This is a genomic window from Thermobacillus composti KWC4 (assembly GCF_000227705.2).
In the GTDB taxonomy this organism is placed as follows: domain Bacteria; phylum Bacillota; class Bacilli; order Paenibacillales; family Paenibacillaceae; genus Thermobacillus; species Thermobacillus xylanilyticus.
In genome coordinates, this window is record NC_019897.1 from 1,470,811 (window position 1) to 1,488,056 (window position 17,246).

Genomic DNA, 17,246 nt, shown 5'->3' on the forward strand with positions numbered 1-17,246 from the left:
AAGCCAACGGAACGGAGAACAGCGATGAGTTACAACGACCGTTTCATCCGGGCCTGCCGCGGCGAACGGACGGACCGCGTGCCCGTCTGGTACATGCGGCAGGCCGGGCGTTACGATCCGGAATACCGGAAGATCAAGGAAAAGTATTCGCTGCTGGACATTTGCCGCAATCCCGAACTGGCCGCCGAAGTGACAATGATGCCGGTGCGGAAGCTCGGGGTGGACGCGGCGATCCTGTATTCGGACATCATGAATCCCGTCATGTCGCTCGGCGTCAAATTCGATATTGTGCCGAACGTCGGTCCCGTCGTCGAAGAGCCGATCCGCACGAAGCGGGACATCGAGCGGCTCAGACCGATCGACGTGGAAGGCGATCTCCCGCATATTCTCGAGACGATCCGCATCCTCGACCGGGAGCTGGATGTGCCGCTCATTACCTTCGCGGGAGCGCCTTTTACGATCGCCAGCTATCTGATCGAAGGGCGGCCGTCGCGCCGCTATCTCCGCACGAAGTCGCTCATGTACGGCGAACCCGAGCTGTGGCAATTGCTGATGGACAAGCTCGGCGACATGGTCGTCACGTACGCCCGCGCGCATGTCGCAGCGGGCGGCAAGGCGTTCCAGTTGTTCGACAGCTGGGTCGGGGCGCTGTCGCCGCGCGATTTCGAGCGCTGCGTGCTGCCGGTGATCCGGCGGATTTTCGACGAGCTGGCTGATCTGGACATTCCGAAGATTTATTTTCCCGGCGTCAGTTCCGGCGAGTTGCTGCCGTCGCTCAAGGGCATCAAGGCAGACGTCATCGGCCTCGACTGGCGCGTCCCGATCCGCGAAGGGCGCAGGCGGCTGGGCGGCGGATACGCCGTGCAGGGCAACCTCGATCCGGCCGTGCTGACCGGTCCGATGGCGGTCATCGAAGAACAGGCGGCGGACATTATCGACCAAGGGCTTGAGCAGCCGGGCTTCGTGTTCAATCTCGGACACGGCCTGTTCCCGGAGGCTTCGCTGGACAAGATCGCGGCGCTTACGAAATTCATTCACCGTTATTCGGCGCGGCAATTGCAGAACGGTGCGGCAGCGAAGGAGGCAGAACGTGCATGACGAATCGTCCGGTCGGCGTGCTGGTCATGTCATACGGCACGCCGAAGTCGATGGATCACATCGAAGCGTATTACACCCATATCCGGCGTGGACATCCGCCGACGCCGGAGCAGCTCGCCGAGCTGACCGCCCGCTACGAAGCGATTGTCGGCGGCGTCTTCCCGCTTCGGGAGAATACGGATCGCCAGGCGGCGGGTGTGCAGGCGCAGCTCGACCGGGAACATCCCGGCGCGTACAAGGTTTATCAAGGGCTGAAGCATGCGGAGCCGTTCATTGAGGACGGCGTGAAGGCGATGGCGGCGGACGGCATCCGCGAAGCGGTCGGCATCGTGCTGGCTCCTCACTATTCGGTCATGAGCGTCGGATCGTACATCAAGCGGGCGAGAGAGGCGGCCGAAGCCGAAGGCATTCAGATGGCGTTCGTCGAGTCGTATCATCTCCATCCGAAGCTCATCGAAGCGATCGCCGTCCGGCTGCGGAGCGCCCTTGCGCGGTTCGGCGGTCCGGATGAGCAGCGCAGCGTGAAAGTGCTGTTCAGCGCGCACAGCCTGCCGGAGCGGATTCTTTCGATGGGCGATCCGTATGTGGATCAGCTCCTTGCGACGTCCCGCGCCGCGGCGGAAGCGGCTGGCGTGGCGGACTGGGAATTCACCTGGCAGAGCGCGGGCCGGACGAACGAGCCGTGGCTCGGTCCGGACATCCTCGACACGCTGGATCGTCTGGCGAAGGAAGGCGTGAAGGCGGTGCTGTCGGCGCCGATCGGCTTCGTCAGCGACCATCTGGAAGTGCTGTACGATCTGGATATTGAAGCGAAACAGTTCGCGGCGGAGCGGGGCATCCGGTTCGAGCGGATCGACATGCTGAACGATGATCCGCTCTATATGGAGACGCTCGCCGAATTGGCGGCGGAGGCTGCCGCCGGACTGCCTGTCGGAAAGCGGGGGTAACCCGATGGCGGCAGCAGCAGAGCCGAAAACGATCGTCGTTGTCGGCGGCGGGATCACCGGGCTCGCCGCCGCTTACTATTTGCGCAGGTCGGCCGAAGCCGCCGGATTGCCCGTCCGCGTGGCGATCGCGGAGGCGTCGGAGCGGCTCGGCGGAAAGATCGAGACGCTGCGGAAGGACGGCTTCGTCATCGAGAAGGGGCCGGATTCGTTCCTCGCCCGCAAGAAGGCGATCCTCGATTTGGCCGTCGATCTCGGCATTGAAGAGGAGCTCGTGCCGATCAATCCGTCGGGCAAGAAGTCGTTCATCGTCTTCCGCGGCAAGCTGCATCCGATGCCGGACGGCCTCATGCTCGGCATTCCGACCGAGATTGCGCCGATGCTGAAGACCGGTCTCCTGTCGCCGGCGGGCAAGCTGCGCGCCGGACTCGACTTCGTCCTGCCCGCGCGGAAAGGGAATGACGACGAGTCAATCGGCGATTTCCTGACGCGGCGGCTCGGACGCGAAGTTGTCGAGCGGATTGCCGAGCCGCTTCTGGCCGGCATCTACGCGGGGGAGCTGGACAAGCTCAGTCTGCGGGCGACGTTCCCGCAGTTCCGCGAGGCGGAGCTGAAGCACGGCAGCCTGATCCTCGGCATGCGCCGCGCCATGCGGCGGCGCCCGGCCCCGGCTGCCGGCGCCGGCGGAGCGGCGGGGCAGGCCGGGCAGGCGGCGCAGACGCCGGCGGATGCGATTCTTGCCCGGTACAAGGGGGCGCCGTTCCTGAATTTCCGCCGCGGCCTGGCGACGCTCGTCGAAGCGCTGGAGCGGGAGCTGTCCGGGGCCGAATGGCGGCGCGGACGGAAAGCAACGGCGCTAAGGAAAGGCGCCGCCGGGGCATCGGACGAGCCGGCTCGCCGCTATGCGGTCGTGTTCGACGACGGGGAAGAACTGCAAGCCGACGCCGTCGTCGTGACGGCTCCGGCGTATGAAGCGGAGGCGCTGCTTCGGGATCATGTCGACTGCGGCATGCTCCGCGCCGTCCGGTACGCGTCCGTCGCCAATGTCGTGCTGGCCTTCGACAAGGCGTCCTTCGGCCGCGAGTTCGCCGGTTCCGGCTTCCTTGTGCCGCGCACGGAAGGCCGGCAGATTACGGCGTGCACTTGGACGTCGACGAAGTGGCTCCATACGAGCCCGCCGGACAAGGTGCTGCTGCGTTGCTATATCGGCCGCTCGGGCGACGAGGACGCGGTTTCGCTGCCGGACAATCAGCTCATTCGGCTTGTGCGGCACGATCTGGAGGAACTGATCGGGGTGACGGCTGCGCCGGTGATGACGGAGGTTACGCGGCTCCATCGTTCCATGCCGCAATATCCGGTCGGCCACGTCGAGGCGATGCGCGATTTCAAGCGGAAGCTCGCCGAGGCGCTGCCGGGCGTCTGGACCGCCGGCGCGGCGTTCGACGGCATCGGGCTGCCGGACTGCATCCGGCAGGCGAAGGAGACGGCGGAGGCGGCGATTCGGGAGCTGTGCGGCTCCGCTTCATGATCCATATTCGGGTTTGAAACGGTCGGTCAGGATCTGTTCCTGCCCGGCCGTTTTCATATTTTGCGCCAGCAAAGCTCCGCAAGCCGCTGTAACGCGGTATGCACGTTACAGCCGCGCCGACGGGGTCTCGCGCACCGCTGTAACGCGGAATGCACGTTACAGCCGCGCCGACGGGGTCTCGCGCACCGCTGTAACGCGGAATGCACGTTACAGCCGCGTCGACGGGGTCTCGCGCACCGCTGTAACGCGGTATGCACGTTACAGCCGCGCCGATGGGGTCTCGCGCACCGCTGTAACGCGGTATGCATGTTACAGCAGCTACTGCCTGGCTCCGCGCACTGCTGTAACGCGGTATCCGCGTTACTCCGCACCGGCGTTTGCGCACGGAAATTTTTTTGTCTTCCAAGCCGTGTCAGCCGCTTTTCCTGCTATAATGTGATGGGATGAACGCCGCCGGAGCGGCGGTGAATACCGGTTAAGGGGATTTGTGGGAAATGGGACTCTCGCGGGTTGACTCGCGCGCGCGGGATCGGAACAGACGCAGACGGCGTCTGCGCCGGCTTGCGCTGCTGAACATAGGCATGTTGATCGCCATCGCCGCGCTGGCGTACGGCATTGCGTCAGGCAAATGGCTGTCCGGGCGGGAAAACAGTTCCGGCGCGCCGAATCCGCCGTTGACGGCGGAAGAAGGTCCGGTTTCGGAGCCGGACGTGAGCTTGCCGCAGGACGAGGGAACCGCAAATGCGGAAGGCGGTGAAGACAAGGTCGCGAACAACACCGCGGATGCGGGGACCGGTGCGGATGGCGCTGAAGACGGGAACGGCATAACGCCTCCGCCGTCGGCAGGGGAAGAAGCGGAACCGGCCGAGGAGCCGGTCAGGCTCGCGTTCGTCGGCGACATCCTGCTGGCTTCGTCCGTTGAGAAGCTGATGCGCCGCGAAGGTTTCGACTACCCGTACGCGAAGGCGCTGCCTTACCTGCAGGAACCGGATCTGACGATCGGCAACCTCGAAAATCCGATCACAACGCGCGGCACGCCGGCTGAAAACAAGAAATACGTGTTTAAAGGCAGTCCGGAACTTCTCCCGTCGCTGCGCGAAGCGGGCATCGACTTCGTCTCGCTTGCGAACAACCATACGCTTGACCAGGGCGTCGAAGGACTGCTGGATACGATCGACCATCTGAACGAGACGAATCTCAAACATGCGGGAGCCGGCCGCAATGATGAAGAAGCGTTCAAGCCGGCCGTCTTCGACGTGAGGGGCATGTCGATCGCGGTTTTCAGCCTGAGCCGCGTCGTGCCGGAAGTCAGCTGGAAAGCGGACAAAAACCATCCCGGCGTGGCGGAAACGTACGATCCGCGCAGGGCGGTGGAAGCGATCGAACGCGCCAGGGAGTCCCATGATCTGATCATTGTGTACGCCCACTGGGGCGAGGAGCTTAGCCGCAAGCCGCGCGACATCGAGAAGCAACTGGCCCGCGCCTACATCGACGCGGGCGCCGATCTCGTCGTCGGCTCTCACCCGCATGTTCTGCAGGGTTTCGAGCATTACAACGGCAGATGGATCGCGTACAGCCTCGGCAATTTCATTTTCAATGTGACGAAGAACGAGGATACGCGCGACACGGGCGTGCTGAACGCGGTCTGCACGAAGGGCGGAGGATGCGAGCTGCAATTCGTCCCGATGCGGGCGATCGAGCCGTCGCGTCCGGAGCCGCTGGAAGGCGAGGCGCGGCAGGCGATGCTTGATCAGCTGGAGCGGATTTCATTCGGCGTCACGGTCGGCGAAGACGGCACGCTTCGTCCGGCTGCCGAGGCCGAAGACGCCGGAGCGGCCGGAGCGGCTTGACCGGAGCGGGCAACAGGGGGAAGGAGGCCTCAAGGCGTGGGAATTGCCAATCCGTGCTGCGCGCACCGGGGCGCGTCCGGGCTTGCGCCCGAGAACACGATGGCGGCGATGAAGAAGGCGCTCACGTTCCCGTTCGTCGAATGGATCGAACTGGACGTGCAGCTGTCGAAGGACGGCGTGCCGGTCGTCATGCACGACGACACGGTGAACCGGACGACTGACCGCAAAGGCCGCGTGGCCGATTTCACGGCGGCGGAACTGGCTTCGATGGACGCGGGAAGCTGGTTTTCCCCGGAATTTCGCGGCGAGCCCGTGCCGACGCTGGAGCAGGTGCTGGAACTGACGGCGGGCAAGTGCAGGCTGAACATCGAGCTGAAAACTTACGGCGGCCGCTATCCGGGCATCGAGGCGGCGGTCGTCGGGCTGCTCCGTCGGCACGATCGGATCCGCAACTCCGTCATTACGTCGTTTGATCCGCTGGCGCTCAGGCGGGTGAAGGAAGCGGAGCGTTCAATACGAACGGGACTGATCATCGATGCCGCCCCGCCGGGGCTCGAACAGGCTCGCGCGCATCGGCGCGGCGTTCCTGTCGATCGGCTGGACCAGGCTGACGGCCGAGCGGATGGCGTCGTTCCGCAAGGCGGGCCTTGAGGTGATGGCCTGGACGGTCGACCGGAAGCCCGGGATGCGGCGGATCGCCGCAATGGGCGAAGACATCATCATCTGCACGAACTACCCCGATCGCTTCGGCGAGCTGAAGGCGGGGAGGAAGTTCAAGTGGTTCGGGAGATAAAGCAACGGCCGGAGGATGCCGTCAGGCGCCTTCCGGCCGTTTGCGTCATTCCTGCAGTTCATCTTTGTAACGGTCGCGCGCTTCAAGCATGCGCGGAAGCTGTTCCATGAAGACGTCGACCAGCTTCGGGTCGAAGTGCCGGCCCCGCTCTTCGCGGAACAGGTTGATGATTCGCTCGAGTTCCCAGGCTTTCTTGTACACCCGGTCGCTGCCGAGCGCATCGAACACGTCGGCCACCGCCGTAATCCGTCCATACAGGTGGATTTCCTCGCCTTTCAGGCCGCGCGGGTAGCCGGTGCCGTCCCATTTCTCGTGGTGTTCGTGTGCAATATGGGCGGCCGTGCGCAGCAGTTCGCGGTTCGATCCCCTAAGCAGATTGTATCCGATCGTCGTGTGGGTTTTCATGATCTCGTATTCTTCGTCGGTCAGCTTGCCCGGCTTCTTCAGCACCGCGTCGGGGATGGCGACTTTGCCGATGTCGTGCATCGGGGACGCCACCCGGATCTTCTCGGCTTCCTCCTGCGGCAGGCCGAGACCGAGGGCGAGGATGCGGGGGTATTCGGCCACCCGTTTGACGTGGTTGCCCGTCTCCTTCGACCGGCTCTCGCCGATTTCGCCCATCCGGAAAATAATCTCCTTCTGCGTGGCGACGATCTCTTCGTGCAGCATGACCGATTCGAGCGACTTGCCCGCGTAGGAGGCGGCCAGCGACAAATTTTCCAGGTCGCGCTGCGTGAAGACGCCTTCCTTCGTCATCTTGTTGACGGCCTGATAAGCGCCGATGATGCTGCCGTCGTTGCCGACGAACGGCACGGTAATGACGGATTTCGTCCGATACCCCGTCTTCCGGTCGTTCTCCGCGTTGTGGCGGGGATCCTGATAGGCGTCCTCGATCAGCAGCGGCTGGCCGAGCGCGATCGAATGGCCGACGAGACCCGAACCGAGCGGCACACGGATCTCGCTCACGCCGTGGGCGACCGTTGTGAACAGTTCGCCGCGCTTGTAGTCGACCAGCCAGACGGTGCACCGGTCGGCCAAAATCATCTCCCGCTCCATATTCGCCATCAGGACGAGCACATTGTGCAGGTTTCGTTCGTTCGCAATTTTTGCGGTATAATCGAAAATGATGCGGAGCATCTGCTCGGGCGTCAATTCCTCCCGGAGCGCGGGCTCCCGTTCGAATTCACGGGGATAAACGGGCAACGGGCGACACTCCTTGCCAAACGGTCTCGTGGCTTTCCGGACATGCCGGAGCATTTTCCGTAAATTTCGACATCAATCGCGCATCTCCTGCCGCCCGGATCTGAAAAGCCGTCATGCGGCCTCACGGGCCTGCGGGTGCGTATCAACCGGAAGGAAGTTGAACTCATGCTGGACGAATTTGCCGCTTCGATGCCTCTGCGATGGGCAGCCGGGTTTGCGGGCAGCGGGCTGATCGCCTGGATCGCCTGGCGCAAACAGGCGCTCTCGGCGTCGGGCGCCTGGTCCGCCGTGGTGATGGGCGCCGTCTATTTCGCCCTCGGCGGGCCGCTCTGGTACGGCTTGCTGCTTGTCTTCTTCGCCACCTCCGTCTTCTGGTCCCGCTGGAAGCGGCATATCCGCGCGAAAAGGGAGGCGGAACGCCATTACGCGAAGACCGGGCGGCGCGACGCGGGACAAGTGTGGGCGAACGGCGGCATCGGCCTCGCGCTTTGCGCGGCGCATGCGGTCTGGCCGGAGCCGGCGCTTGCCGCCGCCTTCATCGGCGTCATGGCGTCCGTGAACGCCGACACCTGGGCGACGGAGATCGGCGCCCTAAGCCGGACGCAGCCGCGCTCCGTGCTGACCGGCCGCGCCGTGCCGGCGGGGACGAGCGGCGGGGTGACGCCGCTCGGCACTTTCGCCGCGCTCTCCGGCGCCGCGCTGATCGGCGTCTCTGCCGCGCTGCTGGGCGGCGTGGAAGCGTCGGGGCTTCCGGCGGCCGCGCTGATCGTCATGGCGGCTGTTGCCGGTCTGGCCGGCGCGATGGCCGATTCGCTGCTCGGCGCCTGGCTGCAGGCGATGTACCGCTGCCTGACGTGCGGCGCCCTCACGGAACGCGAGGTCCACTGCGGCGAGCCGGCGCTGCACGCCCAGGGCCGGCGCTGGATGACGAACGATCTCGTCAATCTCATCTCGTCGCTGGTAGCGGGGGCGCTCGCGGCGCTGGCCGTGTTATTGTCAAAAATCTGAAATCTGCCGAAGATTTAAATTGACACCTCGTTCCCGAGATGCCTATTATGCTCTTAAATGGTTTTCCGGCATTTTATGGTCCGACGTGCGGGAGGGACAACGATCATGTCAATTGAAAACGATTGCAATTTACGCGTCATGCTGCGCACGGAAGGCATCCGGCGGGTATTCGGCAGCGGCAGCGGCGCCGTCACGGCTCTCGACGGGATCGACCTGACGATCCGGCAAGGCACGATTACCGCGTTGGTCGGCCGTTCGGGGTCGGGCAAGACGACGCTCCTGAACATCCTGTGCGCCCTGGATGAGCCGACGGCGGGACGCGTCTGGTGGGACGGCCGGGATCTGACGGCCATGCCGGAGAAGCAGAAGAACGCCTTGCGGCGCCGGGAGATCGGGCTCGTCTTCCAGTCGTTCGGTCTGATGCCGCTGATGTCGGCTTACGAGAACGTCGAATTCGGCCTGAGCGTCGCAGGCGTCAAGGCGGGACGCGAGCGGGTGGAGCGCGCCCTCGAGTGGGTCGGCATGAAAGAGCGGATGAAGCATCGCCCGCCGGAACTGTCGGGCGGCGAACAGCAGCGGGTCGCGATCGCCCGGGCGATCGCCCACGAGCCGCGGCTGCTCATCGCCGACGAGCCGACGGCCGAGCTCGACAGCCGGATGGGGCTTACGATCATCCGCGTGTTCCGCGATCTGGTGAAACGATTAGGCACGACGGTCGTGCTGACGACGCACGATCCCGGCATTATGGAGCTGGTCGATCAAGTGATCGCATTGGAGGATGGGAGAATTGTCAAACATGCGGAGACGCCGGCTGCGACGCGGTCTTGACCGCGCGGCGGCCGCGCTGGCGGCACTGATGATCGCGGCCGGCTGTTCCTTGCTGCCGCAGGAAGAGGAAGCGCTTGCACCACCGCTGGTGCAGCCGAAGGAAGAAGTGTTCGATGTCGTCGAGGCGAAGCGCGGCACGATCCAGACGGTGCTGCGCGGCTCGGCGACGTTCACGTCGAGCCGCAGCGAGCCGCTCTACTTCCGCGAATCCGGGGGACGGGTGCTGGCGGTGCATGTGAAGCAGGGCGATGAGGTCAAAGCCGGCCAGACGGTTCTGGAGCTCGATGTCGGCGATCTCGAGCTGCGCATCCGGCTGCAGCGGCTGAACGTCGAGCGGGCGCAGATCCAATACGAGCAGGCGCGGATCGACGGATTGACCGGCCGCGACCTGCGGCTGCGCGAGATCGATCTTGAGCGGGAGCGAATCAGCCTCGAGGCGCTCGAGGAGCAGCTTGAGAAGTCGCGGCTCGTTGCGCCGTTTGACGGCGAGGTGACGTATGTCGCGGAAATCGCGCCCGGCGATTCGGTCACCGCCTATCGGCCGCTCGTCACCGTATCCGATCCGAAGCAGGTCCGGCTGACCTATGTGGCGGCGTCGGCGACCGATCTGCTCGGCGTCCATCCCGGCATGGAGGCGGCGGTCGTCTATGGCGGCGAGATGTACCGGGCGGAGGTCGTGCAGGCGCCGTCGAACGCGCCGCTCACAACCGACAAGACGGAGCAGGAGCGCAATTCGCGCACCATCGTGCTCGAACTGGACAACCCGCCGCAAGACGCCGGGATCGGCACCGGCGCCGACTTCGAGATTCCGCTGCAGCGGCGCGAGAACGCCATCGTCATCCCGCGCGCCGGCCTTCGCACGTACCTCGGACGCGAGTATGTGCAGATCGCCGACGGCGAGCGCCGCAAGGAAGTCGATGTCGAGGTCGGGCTGAAGACGTCGACCGAGGTCGAGATTGTCCGCGGACTGGAAGAAGGCGCCCGGGTAATCTTGAACAACTAGCGCGCCGCACGGCGCGGGGGAGTGGAGCGCCTTGGCCTTGTGGGTCATGATCTTGCGCAAGATGGCCAGCACCAAATGGCTGCAGCTCAATCTGTGGTTCGGGCTGACCGTGTGCGTGGCGCTGTTCAGCTCGATGCCGCTCTATGCGAACGCGATTCTGGAGCGGACGCTGCAGAAAGAGCTGCAATTGATGCAGACCGAACGTAATGTTTATCCCGGATACATGCGCGTGAACGCGCTGCCCGGCACAATTGACGACCGCGCCAGGGCGGCGCAGGTCGTGGACAATCTGGACCGGTATGTGTTCGGTTTTCCGGAGCGCGTCGGCCTGAGCATGCATTCGGGGTATGCCGCCCGGTCCACGATCATGCTCCGCGTCTACGGTGCGGACGCGACGGAACAGGAGATCAGGAACACGAACGTCGTCGGAAGCTTCCGCGCCGTCAGCAATCTGGAGCGGCAGATCCGGCTGATCGACGGCCGGATGCCGGATGCCGGCCGCAGCGACGGCGTGTACGAAGCGCTCGTCACCCAGTCGTTCCTCATCAAGCTCAAACGGGATCTCGGCGAGGAGATTACGGGACTGAACCGCGAAACCGGCGAGAAGTTCCGCATTCTGCCGGTTGGCGTCATCGAATCCGCCGCGCCGGAGGCGATCGACGCCTACGCGCCGTATCCGCTTCAGAACTACGAATCGTCGTTCTACATCCCGCACGACGTGTTCATGCGCGACTTCGTGTACGGCGGCCGCCTGCAATTGGGCGGTTTCCAGTACGTGCTGGCGCTCGATTATACGCAGCTGAAAACGACCGGCATCGAGACGTTCCTCGAGCAGTCCGCGTACATGGACCGGTACCTCGCGAACCGCTTCTCGTACAACGCCGATCTGACGATTGCGATGCTCGAGAAGATCGAGACGTACGAGAAGAAGCGGGAGCGGCTCGGCGTCGTGCTGCTGTCGCTGTATGCGCCGGTCATGATGATGCTCGCCTTCTACCTCTATATGACGGCCGGCCTGATCGTCGAGCGGCAGAAGACGGAGATTGCGGTGCTGCGCAGCCGTGGGGCGAGCCGTCTGCAGGTGCTGCTGGCCTACGCGGCGGAAGGGCTGATGCTCGGCGCCGCCGCATGGGCTGTCGGCCCCTGGCTCGGCGTCCTGTTCACGAAGATGCTCGGCGCGTCGAGCGGCTTCCTGACGTTCGTCGACCGCGCGGCCCTCGATGTCGAGCTGACCGGCGGCGTCTGGGCGATCGCGGCAAGCGCGGCGTTCGGAGCGGCGCTGCTGACGCTCGTTCCGGCCGGGCGGGCGGCGAGGACGTCGATCGTCGACCGCAAGCGCGAGTCGGCCCGCCTGGAGAAGACGCCGTTCTGGCACAAGACAGGCATTGATCTCATCCTGATCGCGGCGGCGGTCTGGCTGCTGAGCGATTTCCGGCGCCAGTCGGCCGACATGCGCGAGCTGGCGCTGGAAGCCGGCTCGCTCCAGGTCGATCCGCTGCTGTTCGTGATGCCGGCCGTGCTGGCGCTCGGCGGCGGGCTGTTCATCCTCCGGCTCTACCCGTGGTTCATCCGGCTGGTCTATTTTCTCGGCCGGAGATGGTGGCCGCCGGCGCTCTATTCGACGCTCGTGACGATCAGCCGCTCGTCCGGCCAGTATCTGGGCATCAAAGTGTTCCTCATCATGACGGTGGCGACCGGCCTGTTCAGCGCGAACGCCGCCCGGACGATCGGCGACAACATGGAGAACAAGATCCGCTATGCGATCGGGGCGGACGTCGTGCTCACGTCGCGGTGGGAGAACGATGCGCCGCCGCCGATGGCCGGCGGGCCGGCGCCGCAGCAGACGGAGGCGGACGCCGCGCCGCCGAAGCGGGTGCAGTACACCGAACCGCCGTTCCTGCCGTTCACCGAAATGCCCGGCGTCGAAGCGGCGGCACGCGTCTTCGTCAAGGAAGACGCCCGCCTGAACGCCGCGGGCGGCGGGGGCGTCACGACGTACGGAATCGAAACCTACGAATTCGGCCGGACGGCATGGATGAAAAACGGTCTGCTCGATTACCACCTGAACGCGTATCTGAACCTGCTCGCCTCCGATCCGCGGGGCGTGCTGATCTCCCGCTCGGTGGCCGAAGAGTTCGGCGTCGGGCCGGGCGATCCGATCTACATCGGCTGGGAAGGACTGGACTCCACGATGTTGACCGTCTTCGGCGTCGTCGACTACTGGCCGGGCTGGAACCCGCTGCCGGCTCCCGGCAAGCAGGAGAAGCCGAGGCTCGTCGTCGCCCGGCTGTCCGCGATCCACAATCGGCTGGCGCTCGAGCCGTACGAGGTGTGGCTGAACCTGGAGGACGGCGCCGCCTCCAGCGCGGCCTTGTACGAAGCGATCACGGAAGCGGGATACCCGCTCACTTCGCTGCAGGATGCGGGCCAGGAGCTGATCCGGTCGAAGAACGATCCGTTCCGGCTCGCGATCAACGGCGTCATGACACTCGGCTTCGTCATCTCGATGCTGATCAGCTTCTTCGGCTTCCTCGTGTTCTGGCTGCTGTCGCTGTCCGGGCGGACGCTCCAGTTCGGCGTGCTGCGGGCGATGGGCATCCCGTTCGGGCAACTCATCGGCATGCTGGCGAGCGAGCAGCTGCTGACGACCGTCGCCGCCGTCGTCATCGGCGTCATCGTCGGCAATGTCGTGAGCGAACAGTTCGTGCCGCTCTTCGAGATGGCGTTCAATCCGTCCGAGCAGGTGCCGCCGTTCGAAATCGTCCGCCATGCCGGCGATTACGCGCAGCTCTACGGCGTGGTGGCAGTCATGCTGGCCCTGGGGCTCATCGTGCTCGGCTGGCGGCTCGCGCGCGTGAAGATCGCCCAGGCACTCAAACTGGGGGAGGAGTGACGGCATGATTGTCTGCGACGGACTCGTGAAAATCTACAAGACGAAAGACCTTGAAGTCGTGGCGTTGCAGGGGCTCGACCTCAGGGTCGAGACCGGCGAGCTGATGGCGATCATCGGCAACAGCGGGAGCGGCAAATCGACGCTGCTCAACATGCTGGGCGGCCTCGACCGTCCTTCCGCCGGGAAGCTGATGGTTGACGGGAAAGATCTGCTCGCGTTCTCGGAGCGCGATCTTGTCAGGTACAAGCGGGAGACGGTCGGTTTCGTCTGGCAGAACAAGGCGCGGAACCTGATTCCGTACCTGACCGCGCTCGAGAATGTGGAGCTCCCGATTCTGCTGCGCGGAAGGCGGCGCCGGGCGCGGGCGGTCGAGCTGCTCGAGGCGGTCGGGCTCGGGCACCGGATGAAGAACCGGCTCAGCGAGCTGTCGGGCGGCGAGCAGCAGCGCGTCGCGATCGCGATCGCCCTCGCCAACCATCCCAAGCTGCTGCTCGCCGACGAGCCGACCGGCGCGCTCGACACGAAGACGTCGAACCAGGTGCTCGACCTGTTCCGCGAGCTGAACCGGACGTTGGGGTTGACGATCGTCATCGTCACGCACGATCCGCAGCTCGCGCGCAAGGTCGACCGCGTCGTCGCGATCCGCGACGGGAAGACGTCGTCGGAGATCATCCGCCGTTCGTACCGCGAAGACTACGAGAATCTCGAGCGCGAAGAGAGCCATGTGGAATATGCCGTCGTCGACAAGACGGGGCGGCTGCAGATTCCCGCCGGGTTCATGAATGCGGAAGGATTCCGGAACGCGCGGCGGGTGCGCGTGGAGATGGAGAACGGACGCATCGTCCTGTACCCGCCGGACGAGGAGAAAGCCGAGGCGAAATAAACAAGCCATCCGATGCGCCGCGGGCGAATCCGGACGGCAACCCTGTCGCAAGCCGAAGCGGCCGGCCCATTCCGGGCACGGCCGCTTTCTTTACGCCTGGGTCAATTCTTCCATTTGACGGATCAAATCTTCGAACACGCTCATCGCCTGTTCGATTGGTTCCGGCGTCGACATGTCAACCCCGGCTCGCTTCAGGATGTTGATCGAGTAGTCGCTGCCGCCGCTCTTCAGGAAGCCGAGGTACCGCTCGACGGCCGGCTCGCCTTCGTCGAGGATCTGCTTCGCGAAGCTCGTCGCGGCCGAGAAGCCGGTCGCGTACTTGTAAACGTAGAAGCTCGAGTAGAAATGCGGAATGCGCGCCCATTCCATCTCGATGTCCTGGTCGACGACCATACCGTCGCCGTAGTACAGCTTGTTCAGATCGTAGTAGATTTTCGACAGGAGCTGCGGCGTCAGTGATTCGCCGGCTTCCGCCTTCTCGTGGATGATTTTCTCGAACTCGGCGAACATCGTCTGGCGGAACACCGTCGTGCGAAATTGGTCGGCGTAGTACGTCAGCAGATACATTTTTTCCTTCGGGTCGTTCGTCCGCTTCAGCAGGTAGTCCATCAGCAGCGATTCGTTCAGCGTCGACGCGACCTCGGCGAGGAAAATGGTGTACTGCGCGTTCCGGTAAGACTGGTGCCGGTCCGAATAATACGAGTGCAGGGCGTGGCCCATTTCATGCGCCAGCGTGAACATGCTGTTCAGGTTGTCCTTGTGGTTGAGCAGCACGTAGGGGTGGGTGCCGTAAGCGCCCCAGCTGTAAGCGCCGCTCCGTTTGCCCTGGTTCTCGTAGACGTCGATCCAGCCGCCTTCGAACCCTTCCTTCAGCACGTTCTGATAATCCGGACCGAGCGGCGCCAGGCCCTCCAGCACGGTAAGCTTCGCCTGCTCGTACGGAATTTCCATCTTGAACTCTTCCACCAGCGGCGCGAACAGGTCGTACATGTGCAGTTCTTCGACGCCGAGCAGCTTCCGCCGCAGCTCCATGTAGCGGTACATGAGCGGCAGATGACGGTGGATCGTGTCGATCAGGTTCGTGTACACGTCCTTCGGAATGTTGTCGGCGAAGAGCGACATTTCCAGTGCGGACGGATATTTGCGCGCCCGGGCGTAGAACAGGTTCTTGTTCACGTTGGCGGCGAGCGTCGAGGCGAGCGTGTTCTTCAGCTTGCCGTAGGTTTCGTACATTGCCTTGAACGCGGCTTCGCGAACCGAACGGTCGCGGCTCTCTAGGAACTGGATGTACGTGCCGTGGGTCAGTTCGACGTCTTCGCCGTTTTCATTCTTGATGGTCGGGAATTTCAGGTCGGCGTTGTTCAGCATGCCGAAAATCGTATTCGGCGCCTGGCTGATGTTGCCCGCCTGGGCGAGCAGCGCTTCTTCGCTCTTGCCGAGCACGTGCGCTTTCTGGCGCCGCATCTCTTCGAGCGTGAACTTGTAGGGCGCCAGATTCGGATCGGCGATCATCTTCTCGAGCGTCTCGTCCGGCAGGCTGAGCACTTCCGGCGTAATGAATGAGAGCGCTTCGTTCGCTTCGACGCTCAGTTTCTTCGACTTGTCCGCGAGCGCCATGTTGTTCGGCTCGGCCGTGTCTTCGTGGTGGCGCATGTTCGCGTACACGTAGAGCCGCTCGACGTGGAGCGACAGTTCATCCTCCAGCTCGAAGCAGGCCTTGAGCCGGGCCGGATCGGCCAGCTTGCCCTGGAATTCGGCCGCCTTGGCGATCAGCGCCTTGGCCTGCTCGTATTCCCGGTCCCAATCGGCCTGGGAAGCGAACAAATCTTCCAGCCTCCACCGGTATTTCGGGTTCGTCTCGGAACGTTTCGGCACTTGCTTCATGTCTTGGTTCCTCCTTGGGGACATGATATCGAACCGCACAGCATGTTCGGCCGCGCGGTCGATCGGGACGGGCGCCGCGGCGGCGCCGATCAGGCCGAGCGCAAGCAGGGCGGAAAGCCAGTTCATGACTGCACTTCCTTTTTTGCCCTCTAGTATGCGCCGCGGCGCGCCGCTTCATGAGCCGGGTCAGAGCACGGCTCTGACCGGCCGTATCCGATGCCGGGATCAGCCGCCTAAGGTCAGAAAGGCGTACACCAGCATGATGAACGCGGATGCGATCATCACGATGGCGATCAGCGCGAGAAACCGCCGCATCGGCGGGGCAATCGTATCCCGTTTCATGACGAGGACGGCACCGAACGAAAAGGCGGCGATGATGAAAATGACGAGTGCTGTGGTATCCATCGGTTCCTCCAGATTCCTGCGTTCCCCAAGCAATTCGCCGCACGGCATGTTTTTCCTTCCCGGCTCCGGCACAATGGGGGCAGGTCAGATCGAACGGAACTTCTCGAGAATCGCTTCCCGCTCCGCTTCGCCGCCTTCCAGCCGGTCCGCCTGAAAACGGGATTCCGCCCAGGCCAGCATCTCCGGACGGCTCAGAAACGTGTGGCACTCTTCGCCCCACGCATCGGAGATCTCGCGGACGACGAGCGATTTGCCCTGCACTTCCACCGTCAGCATATTGTATTTGTCGCGCTTGTAAATCTGAACTTTTTTGATCACGGCAATCTCTCCGCGTTGGCGTTTTGTTCCCATCATAACGAACGGGGGGTTGGAAATCAACCGCAGCCCCTGTATGATGAAGGAAAGGGCCGGGGAGACCCGGATTCCTTGAGACAAGACGAGAACGGATGAGACGAGAAGAGGAGAGATGAGCATGGATCGGAAGTATGACCAGGTCGGCACGGCGTTCACGTGCCGGAGCTTCGCGGAGTATGTGCGCATGTTCGCGCTCGCCGAGCCGTTTGATCCGCGGGGCGAAGTGCTGGATGCGGCGGCGGGGGCGTCGTCGTTCACGGCCGCTGCCGCGAGGCGCGGTTTCCGGGCCGTCGCGGTCGATCCGCGCTACAGGCTGCCGCAGGAGGAGCTGTTCAGGGAAGCGCGGACCGAGATTGACGTCTCAACGGCCAAGCTGGAAGGTTTGCAAGATCTGTTCGACTTTTCGTATTACGGCAGTCTGGACCATCACCGCGCCGGACGCGAGGCGTCGCTTAAGCGGTTCATGGACGACTTCGCGGCGGACGGCAGGGACGGAAGCGGCCGCTATGTCGCCGGCGAGCTGCCGCATGATCGGCCCGCATCGCCTGTATAAGGAACACGATTCCGTTGGA

The 17,246-nt window shown here is 64.0% G+C and carries 16 protein-coding genes; 12 read left to right on the forward strand and 4 right to left on the reverse strand.

What is annotated here, in order from left to right:
- The first annotated feature begins 24 nt into the window (after positions 1–24).
- The 6 genes from hemE (at position 25) to THECO_RS22585 (ending at position 6,213) form a co-directional block, all read left to right on the forward strand.
- A complete protein-coding gene (gene hemE / locus THECO_RS06825) occupies positions 25–1,098 on the forward strand; it encodes a uroporphyrinogen decarboxylase (protein WP_015254312.1) in 1,074 nt (357 codons plus the stop codon).
- Entirely contained in the window at positions 1,095–2,045 is a 951-nt protein-coding gene (hemH, locus tag THECO_RS06830) for a ferrochelatase (RefSeq protein ID WP_015254313.1), read from the forward strand. Before hemE ends, hemH begins: the two co-directional genes overlap by 4 nt.
- A gap of 4 nt (positions 2,046–2,049) precedes the next feature.
- On the forward strand, positions 2,050–3,570 hold the full coding sequence (gene hemG, locus THECO_RS06835) for a protoporphyrinogen oxidase (RefSeq protein WP_015254314.1): 1,521 nt from the start codon (positions 2,050–2,052) through the stop codon (positions 3,568–3,570).
- 494 nt (positions 3,571–4,064) lie between these two features.
- Complete coding sequence (locus THECO_RS06840; protein WP_015254315.1) at positions 4,065–5,420, forward strand: CapA family protein; 1,356 nt, start codon at positions 4,065–4,067, stop codon at positions 5,418–5,420.
- Between the two features lie 36 nt (positions 5,421–5,456).
- A complete protein-coding gene (locus THECO_RS06845; protein ID WP_332306832.1) occupies positions 5,457–6,071 on the forward strand; it encodes a glycerophosphodiester phosphodiesterase in 615 nt (204 codons plus the stop codon).
- Position 6,072: 1 nt separating this feature from the next.
- Positions 6,073–6,213, forward strand: a complete 141-nt coding sequence (locus THECO_RS22585) for a hypothetical protein (RefSeq protein WP_332306833.1) — start codon at positions 6,073–6,075, stop codon at positions 6,211–6,213.
- 45 nt (positions 6,214–6,258) lie between these two features.
- On the opposite strand, the gene THECO_RS06850 is transcribed toward THECO_RS22585, so the two are convergent.
- Complete coding sequence (locus THECO_RS06850; RefSeq protein ID WP_015254317.1) at positions 6,259–7,416, reverse strand: HD domain-containing phosphohydrolase; 1,158 nt, start codon at positions 7,414–7,416, stop codon at positions 6,259–6,261.
- Positions 7,417–7,581: 165 nt separating this feature from the next.
- Between THECO_RS06850 and THECO_RS06855 the strand changes: the two genes are divergently transcribed.
- The 5 genes from THECO_RS06855 (at position 7,582) to THECO_RS06875 (ending at position 14,031) form a co-directional block, all read left to right on the forward strand.
- Positions 7,582–8,424 (forward strand): DUF92 domain-containing protein, encoded by an 843-nt coding sequence (locus tag THECO_RS06855; RefSeq protein WP_015254318.1) that lies wholly within the window; start codon positions 7,582–7,584, stop codon positions 8,422–8,424.
- Between the two features lie 105 nt (positions 8,425–8,529).
- Positions 8,530–9,252: an ABC transporter ATP-binding protein gene (locus tag THECO_RS06860; RefSeq protein ID WP_015254319.1), complete on the forward strand. Its 723-nt coding sequence runs from the start codon at positions 8,530–8,532 to the stop codon at positions 9,250–9,252.
- Positions 9,221–10,255: an efflux RND transporter periplasmic adaptor subunit gene (locus THECO_RS06865; protein ID WP_041853836.1), complete on the forward strand. Its 1,035-nt coding sequence runs from the start codon at positions 9,221–9,223 to the stop codon at positions 10,253–10,255. The genes THECO_RS06860 and THECO_RS06865 overlap by 32 nt, the downstream gene beginning before the upstream one ends.
- A gap of 31 nt (positions 10,256–10,286) precedes the next feature.
- Positions 10,287–13,148 carry an ABC transporter permease gene (locus THECO_RS06870; protein WP_015254321.1) on the forward strand — a complete coding sequence of 954 codons (2,862 nt, stop codon included), beginning with the start codon at positions 10,287–10,289 and terminating at the stop codon, positions 13,146–13,148.
- 4 nt (positions 13,149–13,152) lie between these two features.
- Positions 13,153–14,031: an ABC transporter ATP-binding protein gene (locus THECO_RS06875; protein WP_015254322.1), complete on the forward strand. Its 879-nt coding sequence runs from the start codon at positions 13,153–13,155 to the stop codon at positions 14,029–14,031.
- A gap of 90 nt (positions 14,032–14,121) precedes the next feature.
- On the opposite strand, the gene pepF is transcribed toward THECO_RS06875, so the two are convergent.
- The 3 genes from pepF to THECO_RS06890 all read right to left on the reverse strand — a co-directional run bounded on the left by pepF (position 14,122) and on the right by THECO_RS06890 (position 16,638).
- The gene (pepF, locus tag THECO_RS06880) at positions 14,122–15,915 is read right to left on the reverse strand and encodes an oligoendopeptidase F (protein WP_041854261.1); all 1,794 of its coding nucleotides are present in this window, start codon (positions 15,913–15,915) and stop codon (positions 14,122–14,124) included.
- A gap of 225 nt (positions 15,916–16,140) precedes the next feature.
- Positions 16,141–16,320, reverse strand: a complete 180-nt coding sequence (locus tag THECO_RS06885) for a hypothetical protein (protein WP_041854262.1) — start codon at positions 16,318–16,320, stop codon at positions 16,141–16,143.
- 84 nt (positions 16,321–16,404) lie between these two features.
- Positions 16,405–16,638: a hypothetical protein gene (locus THECO_RS06890; RefSeq protein ID WP_015254325.1), complete on the reverse strand. Its 234-nt coding sequence runs from the start codon at positions 16,636–16,638 to the stop codon at positions 16,405–16,407.
- 154 nt (positions 16,639–16,792) lie between these two features.
- On the opposite strand from THECO_RS06890, the gene THECO_RS06895 reads away from it, so the two are divergent.
- Positions 16,793–17,227 carry a hypothetical protein gene (locus THECO_RS06895; RefSeq protein WP_015254326.1) on the forward strand — a complete coding sequence of 145 codons (435 nt, stop codon included), beginning with the start codon at positions 16,793–16,795 and terminating at the stop codon, positions 17,225–17,227.
- The last annotated feature ends 19 nt before the right edge of the window (positions 17,228–17,246 follow it).